The organism is Streptomyces sp. NPDC004111, assembly GCF_042874215.1.
In the GTDB taxonomy this organism is placed as follows: Bacteria; Actinomycetota; Actinomycetes; order Streptomycetales; family Streptomycetaceae; genus Streptomyces.
Genome location: NZ_JBIAMU010000004.1, coordinates 434514 through 455683 on the forward strand (window position 1 = coordinate 434514; position 21170 = coordinate 455683).

Consider the following 21170-nt stretch of genomic DNA (forward strand, 5'->3'; position numbering starts at 1 on the left):
GCTCCGCGAACCAGTAGGCACAGCGCTCCGCGAACCAGTAGGCACAGCGCTCCGCGAACCAGTAAGCACAGCAAGGGCTGATCCCGGCCCGCCGGCCCCGGTCGGCACGCCAGTCGTACCTACGTCCCCGGCCACGGTCCCGTACCGTGTCCGGGGACGTAGGCGCGTTCGGGACGCTCGGCGCGCGCAGGCACTTCGGGGAGGCGGCAGTGGCAGGCAAGGACCGGTTCTCCACGACGACGAGGCTGCGGCTGCTCGGCGAGCAGACCGCCGCCCGGGTCTACCGCTCCCAGACCCGCCGCCAGGCCCGCCGCTCGCGCCTCACCGGCCGGGCCGCGCTGCTGGTGCTGGTGATGTGCACGCTGGTGGTGGCCCTCGCGTACCCGATACGGCAGTACTTCTCGCAGCGCACCGAGATCAGCGACCAGGAGCACGCCAGGAACGAGGCGGCGCGCCGGGTCGAGCAGCTGCGCGACGCCAAGGCCAGGCTCCAGGACGACGCGTACATCGTGCGGCTCTCCCGCGAGCACCTGCACTACGTGAAGCCCGGCGAGACCGGCTACACGGTGTACGACCCCGAGGCGAACGGCACCGCCCGCCGCCCCGGCCACGACGAGGCGGCCGAGCAGCCCTGGTACTCCAACCTGTGGGGCGGCGTCGACGAGGCCGACCGCCGGGAGCCGTGAGCCGGCGGCCCGCCCGCACCCTCGCAAGCCCCGTAACCCTCGCAAGCCCCGTAGAACCCTTGAAGACACACGACAGAAGGCACGCATGGAAACCCCGCCCCCGACCACGCCGCGCACCGAGCCCACCGACCGGGACATCGAGGCGTTCAAGCTCCAGCTGGGCCGCCCGCCGCGCGGGCTGCGCGCCATCGCGCACCGCTGCCCCTGCGGCAACCCGGACGTGGTCGAGACGGCCCCGCGGCTGGAGGACGGCACCCCGTTCCCCACGCTCTACTACATGACCTGCCCGCGGGCCACGGGTGCGATCGGCACCCTGGAGGGCTCCGGCCTGATGAAGGAGATGCAGGCGCGGCTGGCCACCGACCCGGAGCTGGCCGACACCTACCGGGCGGCGCACGAGGACTACCTGAAGCGGCGCGACGAGATCGAGGAGCTGGTGGGCTTCCCGAGCGCCGGCGGGATGCCCGACCGGGTGAAGTGCCTGCACGTGCTGGTCGGCCACTCGCTGGTGGCGGGCCCCGGGGTGAACCCGTTCGGCGACGAGGCGCTGGCGCTGCTGCCCGAGTGGTGGGCCAAGGGTCCGTGCGTGAGCCCGTGCGCCGACGGCGAGGCCGCCCGGTGACCCGGGTGGCGGCCGTCGACTGCGGCACCAACTCCATCCGGCTGCTGGTCGCGGACGCGGACCCGGCGACCGGCGAGCTGGTCGACCTGGACCGGCGGATGACCGTGGTGCGGCTCGGCCAGGGCGTGGACCGGACCGGACGGCTGGCCCCCGAGGCGCTGGAGCGCACCTTCGCCGCCTGCCGCGAGTACGCGGAGATCATCAAGACCCTCGGGGCGGAGAAGGTCCGCTTCGTGGCCACCTCCGCGTCGAGGGACGCGGAGAACCGCGCGGAGTTCGTCGGCGGGGTGCTGGACATCCTGGGCGTCGAGCCCGAGGTGATCTCCGGGGACCAGGAGGCCGGGTTCTCCTTCACCGGCGCCACCAAGGAGCTGGCGGGCGGTGCCGAGGACTACCTGGTGGTGGACATCGGCGGTGGTTCGACGGAGATCGTGGCGGGCCGCGAGTCGGTGCGCGCCGCGCGGTCGGTGGACATCGGCTGCGTACGGCTGACCGAGCGGCACGCGCCCGCGAGCCCGGCCTCGGCCGCGGACGTGGCCGCGATCCGCGCGGACATCGAGGCGGCGCTCGACCTGGCCGGGCGGACCGTGCCGCTGACCGGCGGCAGCCACACCCTCGTCGGGCTGGCCGGATCGGTGACCACGGTCGCCGCCATCGCGCTGGGCCTGCCCGAGTACGACACCCGGGCCATCCACCACTCCCGGATCGCCTACGGGAAGGTCCGGGAGATCACCGAGCGGCTGATCGCGGCCACCCACGACGAGAAGGCCGCGATCCCCTCGATGCACCCGGGCCGGGTGGACGTCATCGTGAGCGGGGCGCTGATCCTGCTGGCTCTCATGGAGCGGGTCGGGGCCGCGGAAGTGGTGGTCTCCGAACACGACATTCTGGACGGGATCGCCTGGTCGCTGGCGTGAGCGGACAGCGCGCCGGACGAAGTTCGTGAAGTTCTTCACAAGGAAAAGGGGCCCGATGGGCCCCTTTTTCACGTCCCCGTGCCGATCGGCAGGGTCCAAGGACCCTACTGCGTGCATAACGGACCGTTCCGGGCGTGCGGCCGGGGTAGGAAAAAGATAAGTGGTCCAGTGGGTCCGAGGGGTCATCGGGCCAGTTGGGGAGCGGTTTTCAACGCTTCCCGGGGCGCGGTGGTTCCCCTGTCGGGCCATGACCTGAGTCACGTGGGCCGCGGAGTGTAGCAGAGGGGTCCGCAGACCTTGTGAAGGGGCTCACGAGGTACCCCCCGGGGCGGGGTGGATACTCGATTGCATGAGCACCACGGAGCGTCCCAGGATCCTCGTAGTAGGCGGTGGGTACGTAGGCCTGTACGCGGCACGACGCATTCTCAAGAAGATGCGTTATGCGGAAGCGACCGTCACGGTCGTCGACCCGCGCTCGTACATGACCTACCAGCCCTTCCTGCCCGAAGCCGCCGCCGGCAACATCTCGCCGAGGCACGTCGTCGTACCGCTGCGACGCGTCCTTCCCAAGGCCGAGGTGCTCACCGGACGGGTCACCACCATCGATCAGGACCGCAAGGTCGCCACGGTCGCGCCGCTCGTCGGCGAGGCCTACGAGCTGCCCTTCGACTACCTGGTCATCGCCATGGGCGCGGTCTCGCGCACCTTCCCGATCCCCGGCCTCGCCGAGCAGGGCATCGGTATGAAGGGCGTCGAAGAGGCCATCGGTCTGCGCAACCACGTCATCGAGCAGCTCGACAAGGCAGACTCCACGAACGACGAGGAGGTCCGCCGCAAGGCGCTGACCTTCGTCTTCGTCGGCGGTGGCTTCGCGGGTGCGGAGACCATCGGCGAGGTCGAGGACATGGCCAGGGACGCCGCCAAGCAGTACAGCAACGTCTCGCGCGACGACATGCGCTTCCTGCTGGTCGACGTCGCCGACAAGATCCTCCCCGAGGTGGGTCCCAAGCTCGGCGAGTACGGCAAGAAGCACCTGGAGTCCCGCGGCGTCGAGGTCTACCTCAAGACCGGCATGGACTCCTGCGTCGACGGCAACGTCAAGCTGAACAACGGTGTCGAGGTCGCCTCCAACACCATCGTGTGGACGGCCGGCGTCAAGCCGAACCCGGCGCTGGCCCGCTTCGGCCTGCCGCTCGGTCCCCGCGGTCACGTCGACACCCAGACCACCCTCCAGGTGCAGGGCAGCGACTACATCTGGGCCGCCGGCGACAACGCCCAGGTCCCGGACGTGGTCGGCCGCAAGGCCGGCAACCCGAACGCCTGGTGCCCGCCGAACGCCCAGCACGCGCTGCGCCAGGCCAAGGTCCTCGGCGACAACGTGGTCTCCGGCATGCGGGGCTTCCCGCAGAAGGAGTACAGCCACGCCAACAAGGGCGCGGTCGCGGGTCTCGGCCTGCACAAGGGCGTCGCGATGATCGTCATGGGCAAGATGAAGATCAAGCTCAAGGGCCGTCTCGCCTGGTACGCCCACCGCGGCTACCACGGCATGGCGATGCCGACCTTCAACCGCAAGATCCGCGTGCTGGCCGACTGGACGCTGGGGATGTTCCTCAAGCGCGAGGTCGTCTCGCTCGGCGCCATGGAGACTCCCCGCGAGGAGTTCTACGAGGCCGCCAAGCCCGCTCCGGCACCGGTCGACGCGGTGAAGATCCCGGCCGCCGCCGAGCCGAAGAAGACCGAGGCCAAGGCTTCCTGACGCCTCACCAGCAGTGACCCTTCCGCAGGGGCCGTCCGCCATCCGTGGTGCGGACGGCCCCTGCGGCGTTCCCCCGGCCATGTGTATGTATAGGGCATGTATTTTGCCCTCCCGTTATCGGAAACCGGGATGCGGGGGCGGTCCGCCGGTGTTATTCGAGAAGTACGTCGGGAATCGCACGCCCATGTGAAGACGTCGGTCCCGACACGTCGAAGCGACCCGGAGGTGTGCACCATGGCCGATGCCGCGCAGCGGCTGACCACTCTTGCCGAGGAACTCCTCTCCACCCCGATCCCGGTCCGCGTCCGCGCCTGGGACGGCAGCGAGGCCGGCCCGCCCGACGCCCCGGTGCTCGTCGTCCGCAGCCGCAGGGCGCTGCGCCGCCTGCTGTGGAAGCCCGGCGAACTGGGCCTCGCCCGCGCCTGGGTGGCCGGTGAGATCGACGTGGAGGGCGACCTGTACGAAGCCCTGGACCTGCTCGCCGAACTGATCTGGGAGCGCGACGACGGCTCCGGGAAGAGCGTCCACCCCCTCCGCGACCCCCGGGTGCGGGCCGCCGCCCGCGAACTGCTCGCCCTCGGCGGCCCGCTGCCGCCGCCGCCCGCCCCCGCCGAGGAACTGCGCCGCCACACCGGCCGGCTGCACACCAAGCGCCGGGACAAGGAGTCCATCAGCCACCACTACGACGTGGGCAACGACTTCTACTCCCTGGTCCTCGGCCCCTCCATGGTCTACTCCTGCGCCTATTTCCCCGACCCGGCCGCCACCCTTGAGACCGCCCAGCGCGACAAGCTCGACCTGATCGCCCGCAAGCTGGACCTGCGCCCCGGACAGCACCTGCTGGACGTGGGCTGCGGCTGGGGCGCCATGGCCGTCCACGCGGCCCGCGAGTACGGCGTCCGGGTCACCGGCGTCACCCTCTCCACCGAACAGGCCGCCCACGCCCGCAAGCGGATCGCCGAGGAGGGACTCACCGACCGCATCGAGATCCGGGTGCAGGACTACCGGGACGTCCACGACGGGCCCTACGACGCGATCTCCTCCATCGGCATGGCCGAGCACGTGGGGGCCGTCCGCTACGCCGAGTACGCGGCCGACCTGTACGCCCTGCTGAAGCCCGGCGGCAGGCTGCTCAACCACCAGATCGCCCGCCGCCCGGTCGCCGACGAAGGCGCCTACGAGGTGGACGAGTTCATCGACCGGTACGTCTTCCCGGACGGCGAACTGGCCCCGGTGGGACGGACCGTCGCGCTGCTGGAGGAGGCCGGGTTCGAGGTCCGCGACCTGGAGTCCCTCCGGGAGCACTACGCGCTGACGCTGCGCCACTGGGTCGCCCGTCTGGAGGAGAACTGGGACGCCGCCCTGCGCATGGTCACTCCCGGCCGGGCCCGCGTCTGGCGCCTCTACATGGCCGCCTCCGCGCTCTCCTTCGAGCGGCACCGGATCGGCGTCAACCAGGTGCTGGCGGTGCGCCCGGAAAGCTCCGGCGCGTCCGGAATGCCGCTGCGCAGCCGTGTGTGGGGTGCGTAACCACCTGACGGAGAATTCCCCGTTCCGGGCTTGATCCGGATACGTTCGGAGATTGCGGAACTCCGTGCTCCGAGGGCCTTGTCGCCCCGGGCGCGGAGTTCTCCGCATTTCTCGGCCTTACGAGGCTTTTCTGTACACGTCAGGAAAGAGGGGATTCGACGTGCAGCACCGGAAGCAGTCGCGGACGAAGCGCATGTGGCTGATGGGGGCGGGGGCCGCCCTGGTGGCGGTCGCGGTGCCGGTCACGGCGTTCGCGGGCAGCGTGCCCGAGGCAGCGGCGGCGGCGGTCACCACGACCGCCACGTTCAACGACCCGGCGGGCGACAGTGCCGCGCAGAGCCGGATCCGCGACCACGTGAAGGGCCTGATCGAGGGTGCCCCGGCGGGCGCCACCATCACCGCCGGGCTCTACTCCTTCACCGACACCCAGGTCTCCGGCGCCCTCGCGGACGCCAAGAAGCGCGGCGTCAACGTGAAGATCGTCATCGACAACGCGTCGACCGGCGACGGCGGCCAGTACGACACCCTGAAGACGGCGCTCGGCACGGACCAGTCCAAGGGTTCGTTCGTGACCAACTGCGGTGTCAACCGCGGCTGCATCGGCTCCCGCGAACTGGTGGCGGGCTCGGGCGACGGCTCGATCAACCACAACAAGTTCTGGCTGTTCTCCGAGACCGGCGGCACCAAGAACGTCGTCGTCCAGGCGTCCGCCAACATGACGAGCCTCCAGCGCACCGACCTCTTCAACAACGCGGTGACGATCGTGGACGCCGGGCTCTACGGCATCTACCAGAAGTACTTCGCCGACCTGGCGACCCGCCAGGTCAACAACGACTACTACCAGACCCCTTCGTCGGGCGCGTACAAGACGTACTTCTTCCCCCGCAAGGAAGCCGCGGGCAAGAAGTGGAACGACGACGCCTCCACCGACACCGTCTCGCTGATCCTCGGCAACGTGGACTGCGCCGCGGGCACCGAGGTGCGGGTGGCCGCCAACCTCTTCTCGCGCCGTGAGGTCGCCGAGAAGCTGGTGTCGATGAAGACGGCCGGCTGCAAGGTGCTCCTGGCGGGCGACGGCGGTACGTCGATGAGCGAGGACGTCACCAAGATCCTCTCCGGCAAGCTCACCGAGCGCGTCGAGTGCGCGGAGGCCAGGCCCGGCAAGAACCCGGTCGGCCTGCACTCCAAGTACGTGCTGGTCAACGGCTCCTACGAGGGCAAGACCGGCCGCAAGCTGGTCTTCACCGGCAGCCACAACTACAGCTACGCGGCGCTGCGCGCCAACGACGAGACGCTGCTGAAGATCGACAACGCGGCGCTCTACGACCAGTTCAAGGAGAACCACGTCAAGATCATGAGCTACTGCAAGGGCTCCTGACCCCGGACGCGACAGGGCGGCCCCCGCGACGTGCACACGTCGCGGGGGCCGCCCTCGTCCCGTCGTCCTCGTCCCGTCCGCCGGGCTACTCGGCCTTGATGGCGGCGAGCATGTTCAGCTTCGCCGCGCTGCGGGCCGGCCACATGGCGGCCAGCACACCGACCACGGCGGCCAGCACCAGGAAGATCCCGATGCGGTCCCACGGGATCGTCAGGGCGTAGCCGACCACCTGGTCCTTGACGGTCTGGCCGATGGCCCAGGCCAGGAAGGTGCCCAGGACCACGCCGACCACCGCGCCGAACACCGAGATCACCACGGCCTCCAGGCGGATCATGGTCTTGACCTTGCTGCGGGCCAGGCCGATCGCCCGCAGCATGCCGATCTCCTGCTGCCGCTCGAAGACGGACATCGCGAGGGTGTTGACGACACCGAGCACCGCGATGATCAGCGCCATGGCGAGCAGGCCGTACATGATGTTGAGCATCTGGTTGACGATGCCGCCGAACTCGTTGCGGATGTCCTCGCTGTCCATGACGACGATCGCCGGGTTCTTGCCCAGGGAGTCGATCAGGGACTGCTCGTTGGCCGCGTTCGGGCCGCCGTCCATGGCGACGTACGCCGAGTAGATGAGGGGCTCGGGCGAGTGCGCGGCCAGGGCCTTGTCGTCGAGCAGGATGCCGGAGACGAACTCGTTGGCGGCGTAGATGCCGCCGACGGTCAGCTTCGCCTTCGTGCCGTCCTCGTAGGCCATGTCCAGGGTCTGGCCGACCCGGTAGTTCTCCTCCTTGGCCGTCTTCTCGTCGACGACGACCCCACCGCGGGCGAGCCCGCCCATCGAGCCCTCGACGACCGAGAGGTTCAGCAGCTTCTCGACGTCGCCGGGGGTGACGCCGACCGCGTTCTGGTAGGAGTCGCCCGGACCCTTGAGGGAGCCGTACTGCTGCGGCGAGGAGGCGGCGACGCCCTTGGCCTTGGCCAGCTGGTCGATGACGGAGCGGTCCATGGAGGACTTGTTCGCCATGGAGACCATGTAGTCGGCCTTGACCACGTCGGTGGTCTGCCGGTCGATCGCCCGGCCCATCGTGACGCCGAGCACGGTCAGCCCGGTGACCAGGGTGAGGCCGATGGCCAGCGCGGAGGCGGTGGCGCCGGTGCGGCGCGGGTTGCGGACCGAGTTCAGCCCGGCCAGCTTGCCGGAGACCTTGAAGACGCGGTGCAGCAGCGGGCGCACCAGGGCGATCACCGGCCGCGACAGCAGCGGGATCAGGATGATGACGCCGATCAGGGTCAGGAAGGCGCCGCCCCCGATGAGCATCCGGCCGGAGTCCTTGCCCATCGCCGCGCCGCCGACGATGACGACGGCGCCGATGGCGGTGACGATCGCGCCGATGACGTTCCGTACCACCAGGGACTTCACGGACGGGGTGGCGTGCACGCTGCTCATCGCGGCGACCGGCGGGATCTTCGCGGCGCGGCGGGCGGGCAGCCAGGCGGCGAACATCGTGATCAGTACGCCGACGGCGACCGAGGCGATCACCGGGGTCGCCCCGACCTTCAGCGGGCCGGAGGGCAGCTGGGCGCCGAGGGCGTCCATCAGCGGGTTGAGGCCCGCCGCCATGCCCAGGCCGACGGCGAAGCCGATCACCGAGGCGATCAGGCCCACGACACCGGCCTCGGCCAGGATCGAGCGGGTGATCTGCTTGCGGGAGGCGCCCACCGCGCGCATCAGCGCCAGTTCCTTGGTGCGCTGGGCGACGAGCATGGTGAAGGTGTTGGAGATCAGGAAGACGCCGACGAACAGGGCGATGCCGGCGAAGCCCAGCAGGACCTGGGTGAGGGCGCTGGTCGACTGCTCGACCATCCGCGCCTCCTCGTCCGCCAGCTGCGTGCCGGTCTGCACCTCGGCGTCCTTGGACACCAGCGGCACGATGGCCTTCTGGAGGGCGTCCTGGTCGGCTCCGGGCCGGGCGGTGACGGTGGCGGAGGAGTAGAAGCCGGGCTTGAGGAAGAGCTCCTGCGCGGTCTTCGTGTCGAACAGCACCAGGCTGCCGCCGGACTGGACGGAGCCCTGGTCGGAGGTGAAGACACCGCTGAGGGTGTACTCCTTCACGGGGCGGTTGGTGGCGATGCGGACCTTGTCGCCGACCTTGTAGCCGCCCTTCTCGGCGGTGGTCCGGTCGAGGGCGATCTCACCGGGGCCGGCCGGGCCGTTGCCGCCGGTGAACCGGTAGCGCCAGTCCTTGCCGTCCTTGCCGGGGAAGAAGTTTCCGCCGTTGTTGGACCAGCCCTGGGCGATGAGCTTGCCGTCGCGGTCGGCCGCGCCGGCGAAGCCGCCGACCACACCGGTGGTCGTGTCGGCGCCCGGTACGGCGGCGATCTTTTCGAGCTGGGCCTGGGTGAGGCCGGGGCGCTTCTCGCCCTCGTCGGGGTTGGAGCCGCGGTCGGTGACGCCGACGGCCACCTTGTCGAGACCCTTGCTCGACTGCTGGCGGAAGGCGTTGTGGAGGGTGTCGCTGAAGATCAGGGTGCCGGAGACGAAGGCGACGCCGAGCATGACGGCGAGCACGGTCATCAGCAGCCTGGCCTTGTGCGCGAGCACATTGCGCAGGGCGGTGCGGAACATGGAGTGACGTCCTGGAGGAAGAGGGGCCGGGAGGGGGAGGGGCCGCGGCGGCGGGTGCCGCCGGTGGGGCCCCGGGGGGACCGGAGCGGGTGGTCAGCTCGTACGGCCCTTGGTGTCGAAGTCCTTCATCCGGTCGAGGACGCCGTCCGCGGTGGGGTGCAGCATCTCGTCGACGATCCGGCCGTCGGCCAGGAAGATCACGCGGTCCGCGTAGGAGGCGGCCACCGGGTCGTGGGTCACCATGACGACGGTCTGTCCCAGCTCGCGCACCGAGTTGCGCAGGAAGCCCAGCACCTCGGCGCCGGAGCGGGAGTCCAGGTTTCCGGTCGGCTCGTCGCCGAACATGATCTCCGGGCGGCTGGCCAGGGCGCGGGCCACCGCCACGCGCTGCTGCTGGCCGCCGGACAGCTCGGAGGGGCGGTGCTTGAGCCGGCCGGAGAGGCCGACCATCTCGATGACCTTCTCCAGCCACGCCTGGTCGGGCCTGCGGCCCGCGATGTCCATCGGGAGCGTGATGTTCTCCAGCGCGTTCAGCGTCGGCAGCAGGTTGAACGCCTGGAAGATGAAGCCGATCTTGTCCCGGCGCAGCTGGGTGAGCTGCTTGTCCTTCAGCGTGCCGAGCTCGGTGTCGCCGATGCGCACCGAGCCGGAGGAGAACGAGTCGAGGCCCGCGACGCAGTGCATCAGCGTCGACTTGCCGGAGCCGGAGGGGCCCATGATCGCCGTGAACTCGCCCTGCCGGAAGTCCACCGACACCCGGTCCAGCGCGACGACCTGCGTCTCGCCGTGGCCGTAGACCTTGGAGAGCTCGGTGGCGCGGGCGGCCACCGCGACGGCGCGGTGCTGCGTGGCATGGGGGAACGTGGTCACGGTGGTGCTCCTGTCGGGACGCTGGTGGGGACGTGTTCCATCCTCACTGCGCTTTTACGTCCGCGAGTCAGTCCGCGAGCCCGTTCCCGGGCAGTCTCCGGTCTGACCCGGGGGGCCTCCCGTCCTACCTGAGTATGACGGCGACCCCGAGACCGGAGGCGGGCCGGAACGGGGCCGGGGACGCGGTCCGGAAGGAAGGGGACGGACCCGGTCCGACCCGGGCGCAAGAGGGCTACTTTCCGTCAATCCCGTACACGCACAGACAGCGGACGGTTCGGCTCCGTACCTGGTCGGGCACGCACCGCAGACGGCCCTCCATGTATGACGGTCCATCAAGCGCCCATAAAATAAGACAGCATTGGGGCAATGTGCCGCTGTTCGGGGGACGCCTGCGGATAGGCTCTGAGCCATTGTCGCGGCCGCGCGCCCTGCCCGGATGGTGGAATGCAGACACGGCGAGCTTAAACCTCGCTGCCCCTCGGGGGCGTACCGGTTCGAGTCCGGTTCCGGGCACATTCGCGCCTGAAGTGGAGCGGCTGCGACCTCCTCCTGTTCATTGCGGTTGGGGAAAGATCCTCCTCTGGTACAGGGGTGCTTTCTTTGCGACCCCATTACTCTTGGAGCAAGGCCGCATACGGTGGCCATGGAGGAGTGAGATGAGGAGCAGCAACCCGGTCTTCTCGCGACGGGGGTTCAGCCGCGACAACGGCAACGCGGGCTTCAACGCGCAGCAGCCGCAGGCCGGGGGCCCCGCCGTCGGAACCGCGGGCAACCCGTACGCCCAGGGCAACCCCTACGCCCAGGGCGCCGCGAACCCGTACGCGACCAACCCGTACGCCCAGCAGGACCAGTACGGCGCCCCCGTGGCGCCGCCGCGCGGCAGCGTCATGACGATGGACGACGTGGTCAGCCGTACGGCGATCACGCTCGGCACCGTCATCGCGGGCGCGACCGTGGCCTGGGTCACCCAGCTGTCGCTCGGCCTCGCCGTCGGCGCCGGCCTCCTGGCGATGGTGCTCGGCCTGGTCCAGTCGTTCAAGAGCAAGCCGATGCCGCCGCTGATCCTGGCGTACGCGGCGTTCGAGGGCCTCTTCCTCGGCGCGCTCAGCAACTACGTCAACACCTTCATCGCGCCGGGCGCCGCGATGCAGGCGGTACTGGGCACGATGGCGGTCTTCGCCACCATGCTCGTGCTGTACAAGACCCGGATCATCCGGGTCACCGCCCGCTTCACCCGCTTCGTGATCATCGCGGCGATCAGCTTCATGGTGCTCTCCGCCGTGAACCTGCTGTTCATGGTGTTCGGCGGCGGTGACGGCCTCGGCTTCCGCAGCGGCGGCCTGGGCATCCTGTTCGGCGTCGTCGGCGTGCTGCTCGGCGCGTTCTTCCTCGCGCTGGACTTCAAGCAGGTCGAGGACGGCGTCGCCTACGGTGCGCCCCGCGAGGAGTCCTGGATGGCGGCCTTCGGCCTCACCATGACCCTGGTGTGGATCTACCTGGAGATGCTGCGTCTGGTCTCGATCCTCAGCGGCGACGACTAGGCCGCGGCCCGCGCGGCGCGACGGCGTGCCGCACGGAGCACCGGGAGGGCCCGCAGACCGTTTCGCACGGTCCGCGGGCCCTCTCGCGTGTCGTGGTGCGCGCCAGGTCGTGGGGGAACGGGACAGGGGGTCAGAGGAGCTTGCGGGCGGCCCGCCTCAGGTCGTATTCGTGGATGATCGCCTTGGCGTGGCCGTGAGCGAGGTTGTGCTCGCTGCGGAGCCAGCTCACCTTTTCCTCGAAGCGGAAGAGGGAGGGACCGTCGTCCACGGTGCGCAGCCAGTCGGACACTTCACGACCGGTGCAGTGGGGGATTCGGGAGAGCAGGTTGCGGTGGGTCTCTTCGGAGAAGACTTGGGACATCGGCGCCTCCGGAGGCATTGCGCGTGCTGGTCCTTCACGCCACCGTGCCTGAGCGTCGGCCTGTTGGCAACAGTCCCGGACGGGCGCGTAGGGTCGCGATGTGCTGGATACGACACCCCTGTTGATCGCCGTTGAGCGTCTCGCCGACCGGTTGCGGACCACTCCCGAGAGCCGGCTGCGGCGCGGGGCCGCAGCCGAAGGACTGGCGCTGGCCAGGGAACTGGCGCTGCGGGCGCAGCGCCTGGAGTTTCCCGGCCGGGAGCCGCGGGAGCTGCCGGACGCCGGCATGTTCGCGGTGGCCGACCAGGTCGCCGTCGCCGGACGCGATCTGGCGCTGGTCGTGGGAACGGCCCCGTCCGGTGAACTGGACGAGGCCGTGGCGATGGTGGAGGCGGTACGGGCCGGACTCTGAGCCCGGTGGGCCGCGCCGCCGGACCCGCTACTGCTCGGGCATCGAGGCGATGACGCGGTCCGCGAGGATGTAGACGTTGTCCTCGCCGCAGGAGAAGGTCAGCGCGTACGCGCCGGAGAGGCTGGAGCCGCCGAGCAGGACCGGCGGGTTGCCGTCGCGCAGCGCCTGGCCCAGCAGTTCCGCGGTGTCCCGGTGCCCGGGGGTCATGCCCAGTGTGGTGCCGTCCGTGAAGACGTACATGTCGAGGGTGCCGAGCGGGCCGGGGCGGATGTCGGAGAGCACCACCCGGGCCTCCGCGAGCTCCTCCAGGCGACGCAGCGTGGTCTCGTCGTCACCCGCGACGGCGGCGCTGCGGCGCACCGGTACGAAGTCGGGGTGCGAGGGGTGCCGGCGGCGGGCGGCGGCCAGTTCGGCGGAGTCCTCGGGGAAGTCCTCCGCGGCGGCCTCGGCCGCGTCCTCGGCGTCCGCGCGGGCCTGGGCGGCCTGCAGCATCCGCTGGAGCTCGCCGTCGTCCATGCCCTCGAAGAAGTCGGCGGGCTCCGGACCGAGGTAGGAGAACGAGTCCTGCTCGGCGGTGGTGAAGCCGGTCAGCAGCGACGGGGCGTCGGCGGCGTCGCGGGCCTCCTGCGCGGCCCAGAACGCCCGTGCCTCGGCGAGCTCGCGCTCCCGCTCCTCGGCCAGCGCCTCGGTGACCGCGGCCCGTATCTCGGCGGCCGGCGTGAGCGGCGTGTCGCTGCTGCGGGTCTGGTGGGGGAGGGCGGCGAGCGCTTCCTTGTCCCGCAGTGCGGCGGCCTCGGCGCGGTCGGCCGCGCGGTCGGCGCGCAGTGCGGCGACCTCCTTGCGGAGTCCGGCGACGGTGTACAGGGCGGCGCCGCCGACGGCTGCGGTGGCAGCGGTGGCGAGCAGCAGGGCAACAGACATGGCGCTCACTGACGTACTCCTGAATTCATTGCGATCCCCTGACCGACATCGGTCCCCCGACCGATCCCCCGGACTTCCTACCTCAGCTTCCCGTGTGCGTCTGTTCGCCGTCAGTGCATAACGTCACGAATCGGACAGGTCTTTGGTCCCGGCGATTCCTTAACAAACTGCTCTGACCTGCATAAACCCATCTTCACCAGGGGTGAGGTCACATCCTGGGGGAGATTGGGTCACGGCTGGGACGCGAAGCGTGTGACGGGGCGCGTGGGGGAGCGGGAAGTGCTCCCCCGGTGCGCAAGGACGATTGTGCGCTTCGGTTGCCGTGCGCGCTCGGTGATTTGGGGGATTCGTGAGGCGTTCCACATTCCGCGTGCGGAGCGGGGCGGGCGGGCCCGGTGGGACGCACCGGGCCCGCTGTGTCAGCTGAGGCGCTCGATGACCATGGCCATGCCCTGGCCGCCGCCGACGCACATCGTCTCCAGGCCGAACTGCTTGTCGTGGAACTGGAGGCTGTTGATGAGCGTGGTGGTGATGCGGGCGCCGGTCATGCCGAAGGGGTGGCCGACCGCGATCGCGCCGCCGTTGACGTTGACCTTGTCCAGGTCCAGGCCCAGGTCCTGGTACGAGGGGATCACCTGGGCGGCGAACGCCTCGTTGATCTCCGCGAGGTCGATGTCGCCGATGCTCAGCCCGGCGCGCTTCAGCGCCTGCCGGCTGGCCTCGACCGGGCCGTAGCCCATGATCTCCGGGGAGAGGCCGGAGACGCCGGTGGAGACGATCCGGGCGAGCGGGGTCAGGCCCAGCTCGCGCGCCTTGGTGTCGGACATGATCACCAGGGCGGCGGCGCCGTCGTTGAGCGGGCAGCAGTTGCCCGCGGTGACCAGGCCGTCGGGGCGGAAGACCGGCTTGAGGCCCGCCACGCCCTCCAGCGTCACCCCCGCGCGCGGGCCGTCGTCCTTGGCTACGACGGTGCCGTCCGGGGTGGTGACCGGGGTGATCTCCCGCTCCCAGAAGCCCTTGGCGATGGCCTGCTCGGCGAGGTTCTGCGAGCGGACGCCGAAGGCGTCCATGTCGGCGCGGGTCACGCCCTTGAGCCGGGCCAGGTTCTCGGCGGTCTGTCCCATGGCGATGTACGCGTCGGGCACCAGGCCGTCCTCGCGCGGGTCGTGCCAGCCCTCGCCGCCCTGCTCGGCGCGCGCGGCGGTCCGGGCCTCGGCGTCGGCGAACAGCGGGTTGTGCGTGTCCGGGAGGGAGTCGGAGTTGCCCTTCTTGAAGCCCGACACCATCTCGACACCGGCCGAGACGAACACGTCGCCCTCGCCGGCCTTGATGGCGTGCAGCGCCATCCGCGAGGTCTGCAGCGAGGACGAGCAGTAGCGGGTGACCGTACAGCCCGGGAGGTGGTCCATCCCCATGGCGACGGCCACGATGCGGCCCAGGTTGTTGCCCTGCTCGCCGCCGGGCAGACCGCAGCCGAGCATCAGGTCGTCGATGTCCCGCGGATCCAGCTCGGGCACCTTGGCGAGCGCGGCCTGGACGATGGTCGCGGTGAGGTCGTCCGCGCGGAGGTCCTTGAGGGAGCCCTTGAAGGCGCGGCCGATGGGGGAGCGGGCGGTCGAGACGATGACGGCTTCGGGCATCCGGGGGCTCCTGGGGTGCGCGGGTGGGGAATTGGGCGGTCGTTCCACGAAGTTACCGGGCCGTACCGGGGCCGGTCACCGGGTGGATGGTGTGACACCGGCCGCACTTCTAAGCGGTCGCTCAGGAGGTGGCGGCGGCCCGGAACCCCGCCCCCTCCCGGCTACCGCCGCACGTCCTGCACCGCCGCCGGGTCCGGGGCCGCCGGGATCCGGCGCCGCCGCCGGTGCTTGAGCAGCGCCCACGGGGCACGGGCGCCGGTGACCTCGGTGCCCGCCTGGGCCGCCGCCTTCGTCGCCGCGTGCGCGACCGGCAGCATCCCCTCGTCCCGCGAGCCGTCCAGCCGGTCGGACTCCGGCCACAGGCCGAGCGCCGCGCACAGCGTCGGCAGCACCGCCATGGCGGCCGTGGCGTAGCCCTCCGCCGACGGGTGGTAGTTGTCCGGACCGAACAACTCCCGCGGATTGGCGGCGAATTCGGGGCCGAGCAGATCGCCCAGCGACACCGTGCGACCGCCCTGCTCCACCACCCCGATCGTCTGCGCCGCCGCCAGCTGCCGGGAGACCCGGCGGGCCAGCCAGCGCAGCGGCTGGTAGACCGGCTCGATGGTGCCCAGGTCCGGGCAGGTGCCGACGACGACCTCCGCGCCCGCCGTCCGCAGCCGCCGTACCGCGGCCGACAGGTGCCGCACCGACTGGGTGGGCGGCATCCGGTGCGTCACGTCGTTCGCGCCGATCATGATCACGCACACGTCCGGGGGACGGTGCGCGTCCCGTACGAGCAGCGAGACCTGGCGGTCCAGGTCGTCGGACATGGCCCCGGGGAGCGCCACGTTGCGCAGCTCGACCGGCCGCTCGGCCACCGCCGCGAGCCCGGAGGCGAGCAGCGCGCCCGGCGTGTGGCCCGCCCGCCGCACCCCCTGGCCCGCCGCGGTCGAGTCGCCGAGCACGCCCAGGCGCAGTGCGGGCAGGCCCGAGCGCCCCGCGAAGGCGGTGCCGTACAGACCGTCCGCGGGCGGCGCGATCGGCGCCACCCCGCCGCCCACCGCCCGTTTCGCCAACTGCACCTCCGCGAGCACCACTCCCACCGTCGCGGCCCCGATCAGCCCGATGCCGCCGCCGCCGTACGCCGCGCCCGCGGCGATTCGCCGTGCCACCCTCGCCCTCGACACAGTCGCAGCCACCTCCTCGAAGAACCTTGCGAAGGAACATCCGTACGGTTGCCGGTCCGTACATCTGCTAACTGCCCGGTACGGGGTGTTGCTCAATCTCACCCAAAGGTGAATACGAGCGGAGGAAGGGCGGTCTACTCTGGCCGGACCATCACGGAGACCCCGGAGAAGACGTGCGATTTCACGACTCGATGATCAGCCTCGTAGGCAACACCCCGCTGGTGAAGCTGAACAGAGTGACCGCAGGCATTCAGGCGACAGTCCTGGCGAAGGTCGAATATTTCAACCCGGGCGGGTCCGTGAAGGACCGGATCGCCGTCCGCATGATCGAGGCCGCCGAGCAGAGCGGCGCCCTGCAGCCCGGCGGCACCATCGTCGAGCCGACCTCCGGCAACACCGGCGTCGGGCTCGCGATCGTGGCCCAGCAGAAGGGCTACAAGTGCATCTTCGTCTGCCCCGACAAGGTGTCGCTCGACAAGATCAACGTGCTGCGGGCGTACGGCGCCGAGGTCGTGGTCTGCCCGACCGCCGTCGACCCCGAGCACCCGGACTCCTACTACAACGTCTCCGACCGGCTGGTGCGCGAGACGCCCGGCGCCTGGAAGCCCGACCAGTACAGCAACCCGAACAACCCGCGCTCGCACTACGAGACCACCGGCCCCGAGCTCTGGGAGCAGACGGAGGGCCGGATCACCCACTTCGTCGCGGGCGTCGGCACCGGAGGCACCATCTCCGGCACCGGCCGCTACCTCAAGGAGATCAGCGGCGGCAAGGTCACCGTCGTCGGCGCGGACCCCGAGGGCTCGGTCTACTCCGGCGGCTCGGGCCGCCCGTACCTCGTCGAGGGCGTCGGTGAGGACTTCTGGCCGACCGCGTACGACAAGAGCGTCACGGACGAGATCGTCGCGGTCTCCGACAAGGACTCCTTCCAGATGACCCGCCGCCTCGCCAAGGAGGAGGGCCTGCTGGTCGGCGGCTCCTGCGGCATGGCGGTCGTCGGCGCGCTGCGGGTGGCCGAGCGGCTCGGTCCGGACGACGTGGTGGTCGTCCTGCTCCCCGACAGCGGCCGGGGCTACATGAGCAAGATCTTCAACGACGAGTGGATGGCCGACTACGGCTTCCTGGAGGACGCGGGCCCCTCGGCGCGGGTCCACGACGTGCTGCGGTACAAGGAGGGCGGCACCATGCCCCACCTGGTGCACATGCACCCCGAGGAGACCGTCGGCGAGGCCATCGAGGTGCTGCGCGAGTACGGCGTCTCGCAGATGCCGATCGTGAAGCCGGGCGCCGGACACCCGGACGTGATGGCCGCCGAGGTGATCGGCTCGGTCGTGGAGCGCGAGCTGCTCGACGCCCTGTTCGCCCAGCGCGCCTCGCTCGGCGACCCGCTGGAGAAGCACATGTCCGCCCCGCTGCCGCAGGTCGGCTCGGGCGAGCCGGTCGAGGACCTGATGGGCGTCCTCGGCGGCAAGGGCGGTGCGGCCGCCGCGATCGTGCTGGTCGAGGGCAAGCCGACCGGCGTGGTGAGCCGCCAGGACCTGCTGGCGTTCCTCGCCAGGGGCTGACCCCCTCCCGGGGTTCCCGCAGAGGCCGTGCACGGGCCCGGAGCGGCCGTTGGGGCCCAGGCGTTGGCCTGGGCCCCACGGTACGATTCGGGCCTGCCGTGCGTCCGGCCGTGCACACCGGGCCGCGCGGCGGCCCGCGCGGGGGCTGCGCGGGCCGGGAGCACGGAAGCACCACGGGGGAAGGGGCCGCGACGTGGACAGGCTGGGGGACGGGGACCCGCGCACCATCGGTGGCTACCGGCTGCTGGGCAGACTGGGCGAGGGCGGCATGGGCCGGGTCTACCTGGCCAGGTCCGCCACCGGCCGTACCGTCGCCGTCAAACTCATCCGGGCCGAACTCGCCGCCCAGGGCGCCTTCCGCGAACGCTTCCGGCAGGAGGTCGACGCGGCCCGCCGGGTCGGCGGCGACTGGACGGCCCCCGTCCTGGACGCCGACTGCGACACCGAGGTGCCCTGGGTGGCCACCGGGTACATCGCGGGCCCCTCGCTCGCCGACGTGATCACCGGGCACGGCCCGCTGCCCGAGCACTCGGTGCGCACCCTGGCCCGCGGCCTCGGCCACGCCCTGTCCGACATCCACGCCGCCGGACTGATCCACCGCGACCTCAAGCCCGCCAACGTCCTGGTCACCATCGAGGGCCCCCGGGTCATCGACTTCGGCATCGCCAAGGGCCTCGCCGGCGCCACGCTCGCGGCAACCGGGCTGACCAGCACCGGAGTCGTGGTCGGATCGCCCGGCTGCATGTCGCCCGAGCAGATCCGCGACGAGGCGCTGACCCCGGCGAGCGACGTGTTCGCGCTGGGCACGGTGCTCTCCTACGCGGCCACCGGACGGCTGCCGTTCGGCGACGGGGGCGGCTCTGGCGGCATCCACGCGGTGCTGTTCCGCATCACGGCGCACGAGCCCGACCTGTCCGACGCCCCCAAGGCACTGCACCCGCTGATCATGGCGTGCTGCGCGAAGGACCCCCGGGAGCGGCCGACCCCGCGGGAACTGGCGGAGGCGGCGGCCGGGGCCGCGGACGGTGCGGCCGTCTCGCCGTGGCTGCCGTCCGGGCTGATCGCGGAGCTGGGGCAGCGGGCGGTACGGCTGCTGGACGTGGACCCGGAACCCGAGCCGGGCCCGGAGCACCGGCCGCCCGCCGGGCCGCCCGCACCTCCGGTGCCGGACGGGCACACGGGTGCGCCGGGGACGATGCGGCTGGGGGCCGGCGGGCCGCACCCCGGGGCGCCGCCCGGCGGCCAAGTGGCAGCTCCCCTCGGGGAGTTCGGTGCGGTGCGGGCGGGCCCGGCGCCCGCGGGGACGCCGTACGGCGGTCCGCCGGCCGCGGGCGGAGCCGCACCCGGCGGGTTCCACGGGGGTACGCCGGCGGAGGGCGTGCGGTCCGGTCCCGGCGGGGCCACCGCGTCCGGGCCCCGGACCGGCGCACGCACCCGGCGCGGCGCGCTCGTCGCGGCGGCGGCCGTGGCCGGGGTACTGGCCGTGGGCGTCGCGGTGGCCGTCCCCCTGCTCAAGGGCGACCAGGACGACCGGGGCGCCGCACGGCCCGGCGCCCAGCGGCCGGCGGGCTCCCCCGGAGCGTCCGCACCGGGCGGCGGCGCGGTGCCGCTGCCCGAGGGGACCCCGGGCACCGGCGGACGGGGCAAGCCGTCCGCGACCACCGGCCCGGAAAGCGCGCGGCCCGGCGCGCACCCCACCAAGGGCGGCGACGGGAACGGCAAGGCGGGCGGCACCGCTGCGGCCACCGTGCCCCAGGGGTACGTCGGCACCTGGATCGGCAGCACCCTGCGCAACGGCCGGCCGATCGGCCAGCAGCGCCGGTTCACCGTCACCGCCGGGTCCGTCGGACAGAGCGTGATGCGCTCCACCAGCCTCGACTCCGGCTACGAGTGCACCACCAGCGGCAGGCTCACCTCGGTCGAGGACGGCGCCCTGAACCTCCTGGGCAGCTTCGCCTCCGGCGCGTCGGGCTCGCGCTGCTCGATCATCAAGGGGCAGACGCTGACCCTGGCCCCGGACGGCACCCTGCACTGGAAGGGCATCGACCGCACTGCCGTGCTGCGCCGGGTGGCCGCGGGCAGCGAGCGGATACCGGCGGCCCTGATCGGCCGGTGGGAGCGCAAGCTGGGCTCGGGCGGCACGCAGAAGGTCACGGTGGACCGGGCGGCCCCCGGCGGACGGGCGGTGACCCTGGTCGCCGAGTCGCCCGGAAAGCGGTGCGTGTCGCACGCCAACCTCTTCACGGCGTCCGGGGGTTCGGCCGAGATCGGGCCCGCGGTGGTCGACGGGGCCGCGTCCTCGGGGGAGTGCGACACGGGTAGCGCCTCCACGCTGCGGGTGTCCGGGAGCACCCTGGTCCGCAGCTACGCGGACGGCGGCAGCGCGCGTACCTACACCCGGAGCTGAGCCCGAAGCGGCGCCGGTCCGGCCCCGGTGGGCGGGGCTTCGCGTGAACGGTACGAGTGCGACATGTCGTCGCAGCACGCCCTTAACACTGCGCGGGCACAGTGGTCCTCGTCGGCGTCACGGACCACCGGAGCGGCTCCCGGGGTTCCGCGGGCGCCCGTGACACGGTGACCGGCCCTGACCCGGACCGTGTCGTACGCGGGGACCGTCGTTGTCCCGCCCCCTGGGCTGGCAGCCGGGGGTGCGGCGGTCCCCGCGTCAGGCCCGCACCGTCGGCGGCACCACCCGGGTCGGTGGGGGTGCCGCGGGCGGCGGGTGTCTCAGAGGTCCCACTCCGAGGTCTTCGCGCGGTCGCGGTGGCCGGCCGACCAGGGCCAGCCCTTCGCCGCGTGCACCGCGTTGACGCCGAGGATGCCCACCCAGCTGATCAGCAGGCCCGCCAGGCCCGCGTTGACCACCGCGATGGCGGACAGCGGGATGGCCAGGATCAGCGAGATGATCGCGAAGCCGAACCGCTCCCCGAAGCCGCCGTCCCCCGACGCGGGCGCCGCGGGCCGGGTGTCGCCCCGGGCGACGACCATCTGCTGTTCGGCCAGCTGCCGGCGGACCCGGCGGTCGACCGCGGAGTCGAGGCGCTGCTCGACCTTCTCCAGGAACGACTCGACCAGGGCCGCCTCGTAGTCCGCCCCGAGTTCCCTCCGGGCGTGCACGGTGGCGTCCAGGTCCTTCTTCAGCTCGGGATCGCGAGCACGGCCTGATGCGTCCATGCCTC

The 21170-nt window shown here is 71.6% G+C and carries 17 protein-coding genes and 1 tRNA gene; 11 read left to right on the forward strand and 7 right to left on the reverse strand.

Annotated elements, in window-relative coordinates:
- Nucleotides 1–209 precede the first annotated feature (209 nt).
- The 6 genes from ACFYVL_RS11615 to ACFYVL_RS11640 all read left to right on the forward strand — a co-directional run bounded on the left by ACFYVL_RS11615 (nucleotide 210) and on the right by ACFYVL_RS11640 (nucleotide 6889).
- A complete protein-coding gene (locus ACFYVL_RS11615; protein ID WP_389243448.1) occupies nucleotides 210–686 on the forward strand; it encodes a septum formation initiator family protein in 477 nt (158 codons plus the stop codon).
- Between the two features lie 85 nt (nucleotides 687–771).
- A complete protein-coding gene (locus ACFYVL_RS11620) occupies nucleotides 772–1308 on the forward strand; it encodes a DUF501 domain-containing protein (protein ID WP_389243269.1) in 537 nt (178 codons plus the stop codon).
- Nucleotides 1305–2225: an exopolyphosphatase gene (locus tag ACFYVL_RS11625; protein WP_389243450.1), complete on the forward strand. Its 921-nt coding sequence runs from the start codon at nucleotides 1305–1307 to the stop codon at nucleotides 2223–2225. Before ACFYVL_RS11620 ends, ACFYVL_RS11625 begins: the two co-directional genes overlap by 4 nt.
- Nucleotides 2226–2574: 349 nt before the next feature.
- The gene (locus ACFYVL_RS11630) at nucleotides 2575–3981 is read left to right on the forward strand and encodes an NAD(P)/FAD-dependent oxidoreductase (protein ID WP_389243272.1); all 1407 of its coding nucleotides are present in this window, start codon (nucleotides 2575–2577) and stop codon (nucleotides 3979–3981) included.
- A 234-nt stretch (nucleotides 3982–4215) separates the two neighbouring features.
- Nucleotides 4216–5511, forward strand: a complete 1296-nt coding sequence (locus ACFYVL_RS11635; RefSeq protein WP_389243274.1) for a class I SAM-dependent methyltransferase — start codon at nucleotides 4216–4218, stop codon at nucleotides 5509–5511.
- Between the two features lie 160 nt (nucleotides 5512–5671).
- On the forward strand, nucleotides 5672–6889 hold the full coding sequence (locus tag ACFYVL_RS11640) for a phospholipase D-like domain-containing protein (protein WP_389243275.1): 1218 nt from the start codon (nucleotides 5672–5674) through the stop codon (nucleotides 6887–6889).
- 85 nt (nucleotides 6890–6974) lie between these two features.
- On the opposite strand, the gene ACFYVL_RS11645 is transcribed toward ACFYVL_RS11640, so the two are convergent.
- Nucleotides 6975–9512, reverse strand: coding sequence for an ABC transporter permease (locus ACFYVL_RS11645; RefSeq protein ID WP_389243277.1), 2538 nt, complete (start codon nucleotides 9510–9512; stop codon nucleotides 6975–6977).
- 93 nt (nucleotides 9513–9605) lie between these two features.
- Nucleotides 9606–10382, reverse strand: coding sequence for an ABC transporter ATP-binding protein (locus tag ACFYVL_RS11650; RefSeq protein WP_389243278.1), 777 nt, complete (start codon nucleotides 10380–10382; stop codon nucleotides 9606–9608).
- A 430-nt stretch (nucleotides 10383–10812) separates the two neighbouring features.
- Here ACFYVL_RS11650 and ACFYVL_RS11655 point away from each other — a divergent pair.
- Together ACFYVL_RS11655 and ACFYVL_RS11660 are read left to right on the forward strand one after the other, a co-directional pair.
- Nucleotides 10813–10895 (forward strand) — tRNA-Leu (locus tag ACFYVL_RS11655).
- A gap of 143 nt (nucleotides 10896–11038) precedes the next feature.
- Nucleotides 11039–11923 (forward strand): Bax inhibitor-1/YccA family protein, encoded by an 885-nt coding sequence (locus tag ACFYVL_RS11660; protein ID WP_389243280.1) that lies wholly within the window; start codon nucleotides 11039–11041, stop codon nucleotides 11921–11923.
- A 130-nt stretch (nucleotides 11924–12053) separates the two neighbouring features.
- On the opposite strand, the gene ACFYVL_RS11665 is transcribed toward ACFYVL_RS11660, so the two are convergent.
- Nucleotides 12054–12284 carry a DUF4287 domain-containing protein gene (locus ACFYVL_RS11665; protein ID WP_389243282.1) on the reverse strand — a complete coding sequence of 77 codons (231 nt, stop codon included), beginning with the start codon at nucleotides 12282–12284 and terminating at the stop codon, nucleotides 12054–12056.
- A gap of 100 nt (nucleotides 12285–12384) precedes the next feature.
- Between ACFYVL_RS11665 and ACFYVL_RS11670 the strand changes: the two genes are divergently transcribed.
- Nucleotides 12385–12696, forward strand: a complete 312-nt coding sequence (locus ACFYVL_RS11670; protein ID WP_389243284.1) for a hypothetical protein — start codon at nucleotides 12385–12387, stop codon at nucleotides 12694–12696.
- A gap of 27 nt (nucleotides 12697–12723) precedes the next feature.
- On the opposite strand, the gene ACFYVL_RS11675 is transcribed toward ACFYVL_RS11670, so the two are convergent.
- The 3 genes from ACFYVL_RS11675 to ACFYVL_RS11685 all read right to left on the reverse strand — a co-directional run bounded on the left by ACFYVL_RS11675 (nucleotide 12724) and on the right by ACFYVL_RS11685 (nucleotide 16411).
- On the reverse strand, nucleotides 12724–13617 hold the full coding sequence (locus tag ACFYVL_RS11675; RefSeq protein WP_389243451.1) for a hypothetical protein: 894 nt from the start codon (nucleotides 13615–13617) through the stop codon (nucleotides 12724–12726).
- A 419-nt stretch (nucleotides 13618–14036) separates the two neighbouring features.
- On the reverse strand, nucleotides 14037–15257 hold the full coding sequence (locus ACFYVL_RS11680; RefSeq protein WP_389243286.1) for an acetyl-CoA C-acetyltransferase: 1221 nt from the start codon (nucleotides 15255–15257) through the stop codon (nucleotides 14037–14039).
- Nucleotides 15258–15418: 161 nt separating this feature from the next.
- The gene (locus ACFYVL_RS11685; protein WP_389243288.1) at nucleotides 15419–16411 is read right to left on the reverse strand and encodes an SGNH/GDSL hydrolase family protein; all 993 of its coding nucleotides are present in this window, start codon (nucleotides 16409–16411) and stop codon (nucleotides 15419–15421) included.
- A gap of 188 nt (nucleotides 16412–16599) precedes the next feature.
- On the opposite strand from ACFYVL_RS11685, the gene ACFYVL_RS11690 reads away from it, so the two are divergent.
- Nucleotides 16600–17991, forward strand: a complete 1392-nt coding sequence (locus ACFYVL_RS11690) for a cystathionine beta-synthase (protein ID WP_389243289.1) — start codon at nucleotides 16600–16602, stop codon at nucleotides 17989–17991.
- 193 nt (nucleotides 17992–18184) lie between these two features.
- On the forward strand, nucleotides 18185–20398 hold the full coding sequence (locus ACFYVL_RS11695; protein ID WP_389243291.1) for a serine/threonine-protein kinase: 2214 nt from the start codon (nucleotides 18185–18187) through the stop codon (nucleotides 20396–20398).
- Nucleotides 20399–20718: 320 nt separating this feature from the next.
- On the opposite strand, the gene ACFYVL_RS11700 is transcribed toward ACFYVL_RS11695, so the two are convergent.
- Nucleotides 20719–21165: a hypothetical protein gene (locus tag ACFYVL_RS11700; RefSeq protein WP_389243293.1), complete on the reverse strand. Its 447-nt coding sequence runs from the start codon at nucleotides 21163–21165 to the stop codon at nucleotides 20719–20721.
- Nucleotides 21166–21170 lie beyond the last annotated feature (5 nt).

Bases quoted from the DNA above. Each gene is read 5' to 3' on its own strand.
- ACFYVL_RS11645 (WP_389243277.1), bottom strand. From the start codon at position 9,512: ATGTTCCGCACCGCCCTGCGCAATGTGCTCGCGCACAAGGCCAGGCTG.
- ACFYVL_RS11635 (WP_389243274.1), top strand. From the start codon at position 4,216: ATGGCCGATGCCGCGCAGCGGCTGACCACTCTTGCCGAGGAACTCCTC.
- ACFYVL_RS11665 (WP_389243282.1), bottom strand. From the start codon at position 12,284: ATGTCCCAAGTCTTCTCCGAAGAGACCCACCGCAACCTGCTCTCCCGA.
- ACFYVL_RS11675 (WP_389243451.1), bottom strand. From the start codon at position 13,617: ATGTCTGTTGCCCTGCTGCTCGCCACCGCTGCCACCGCAGCCGTCGGC.
- ACFYVL_RS11630 (WP_389243272.1), top strand. From the start codon at position 2,575: ATGAGCACCACGGAGCGTCCCAGGATCCTCGTAGTAGGCGGTGGGTAC.
- ACFYVL_RS11700 (WP_389243293.1), bottom strand. From the start codon at position 21,165: ATGGACGCATCAGGCCGTGCTCGCGATCCCGAGCTGAAGAAGGACCTG.
- ACFYVL_RS11660 (WP_389243280.1), top strand. From the start codon at position 11,039: ATGAGGAGCAGCAACCCGGTCTTCTCGCGACGGGGGTTCAGCCGCGAC.
- ACFYVL_RS11680 (WP_389243286.1), bottom strand. From the start codon at position 15,257: ATGCCCGAAGCCGTCATCGTCTCGACCGCCCGCTCCCCCATCGGCCGC.
- ACFYVL_RS11620 (WP_389243269.1), top strand. From the start codon at position 772: ATGGAAACCCCGCCCCCGACCACGCCGCGCACCGAGCCCACCGACCGG.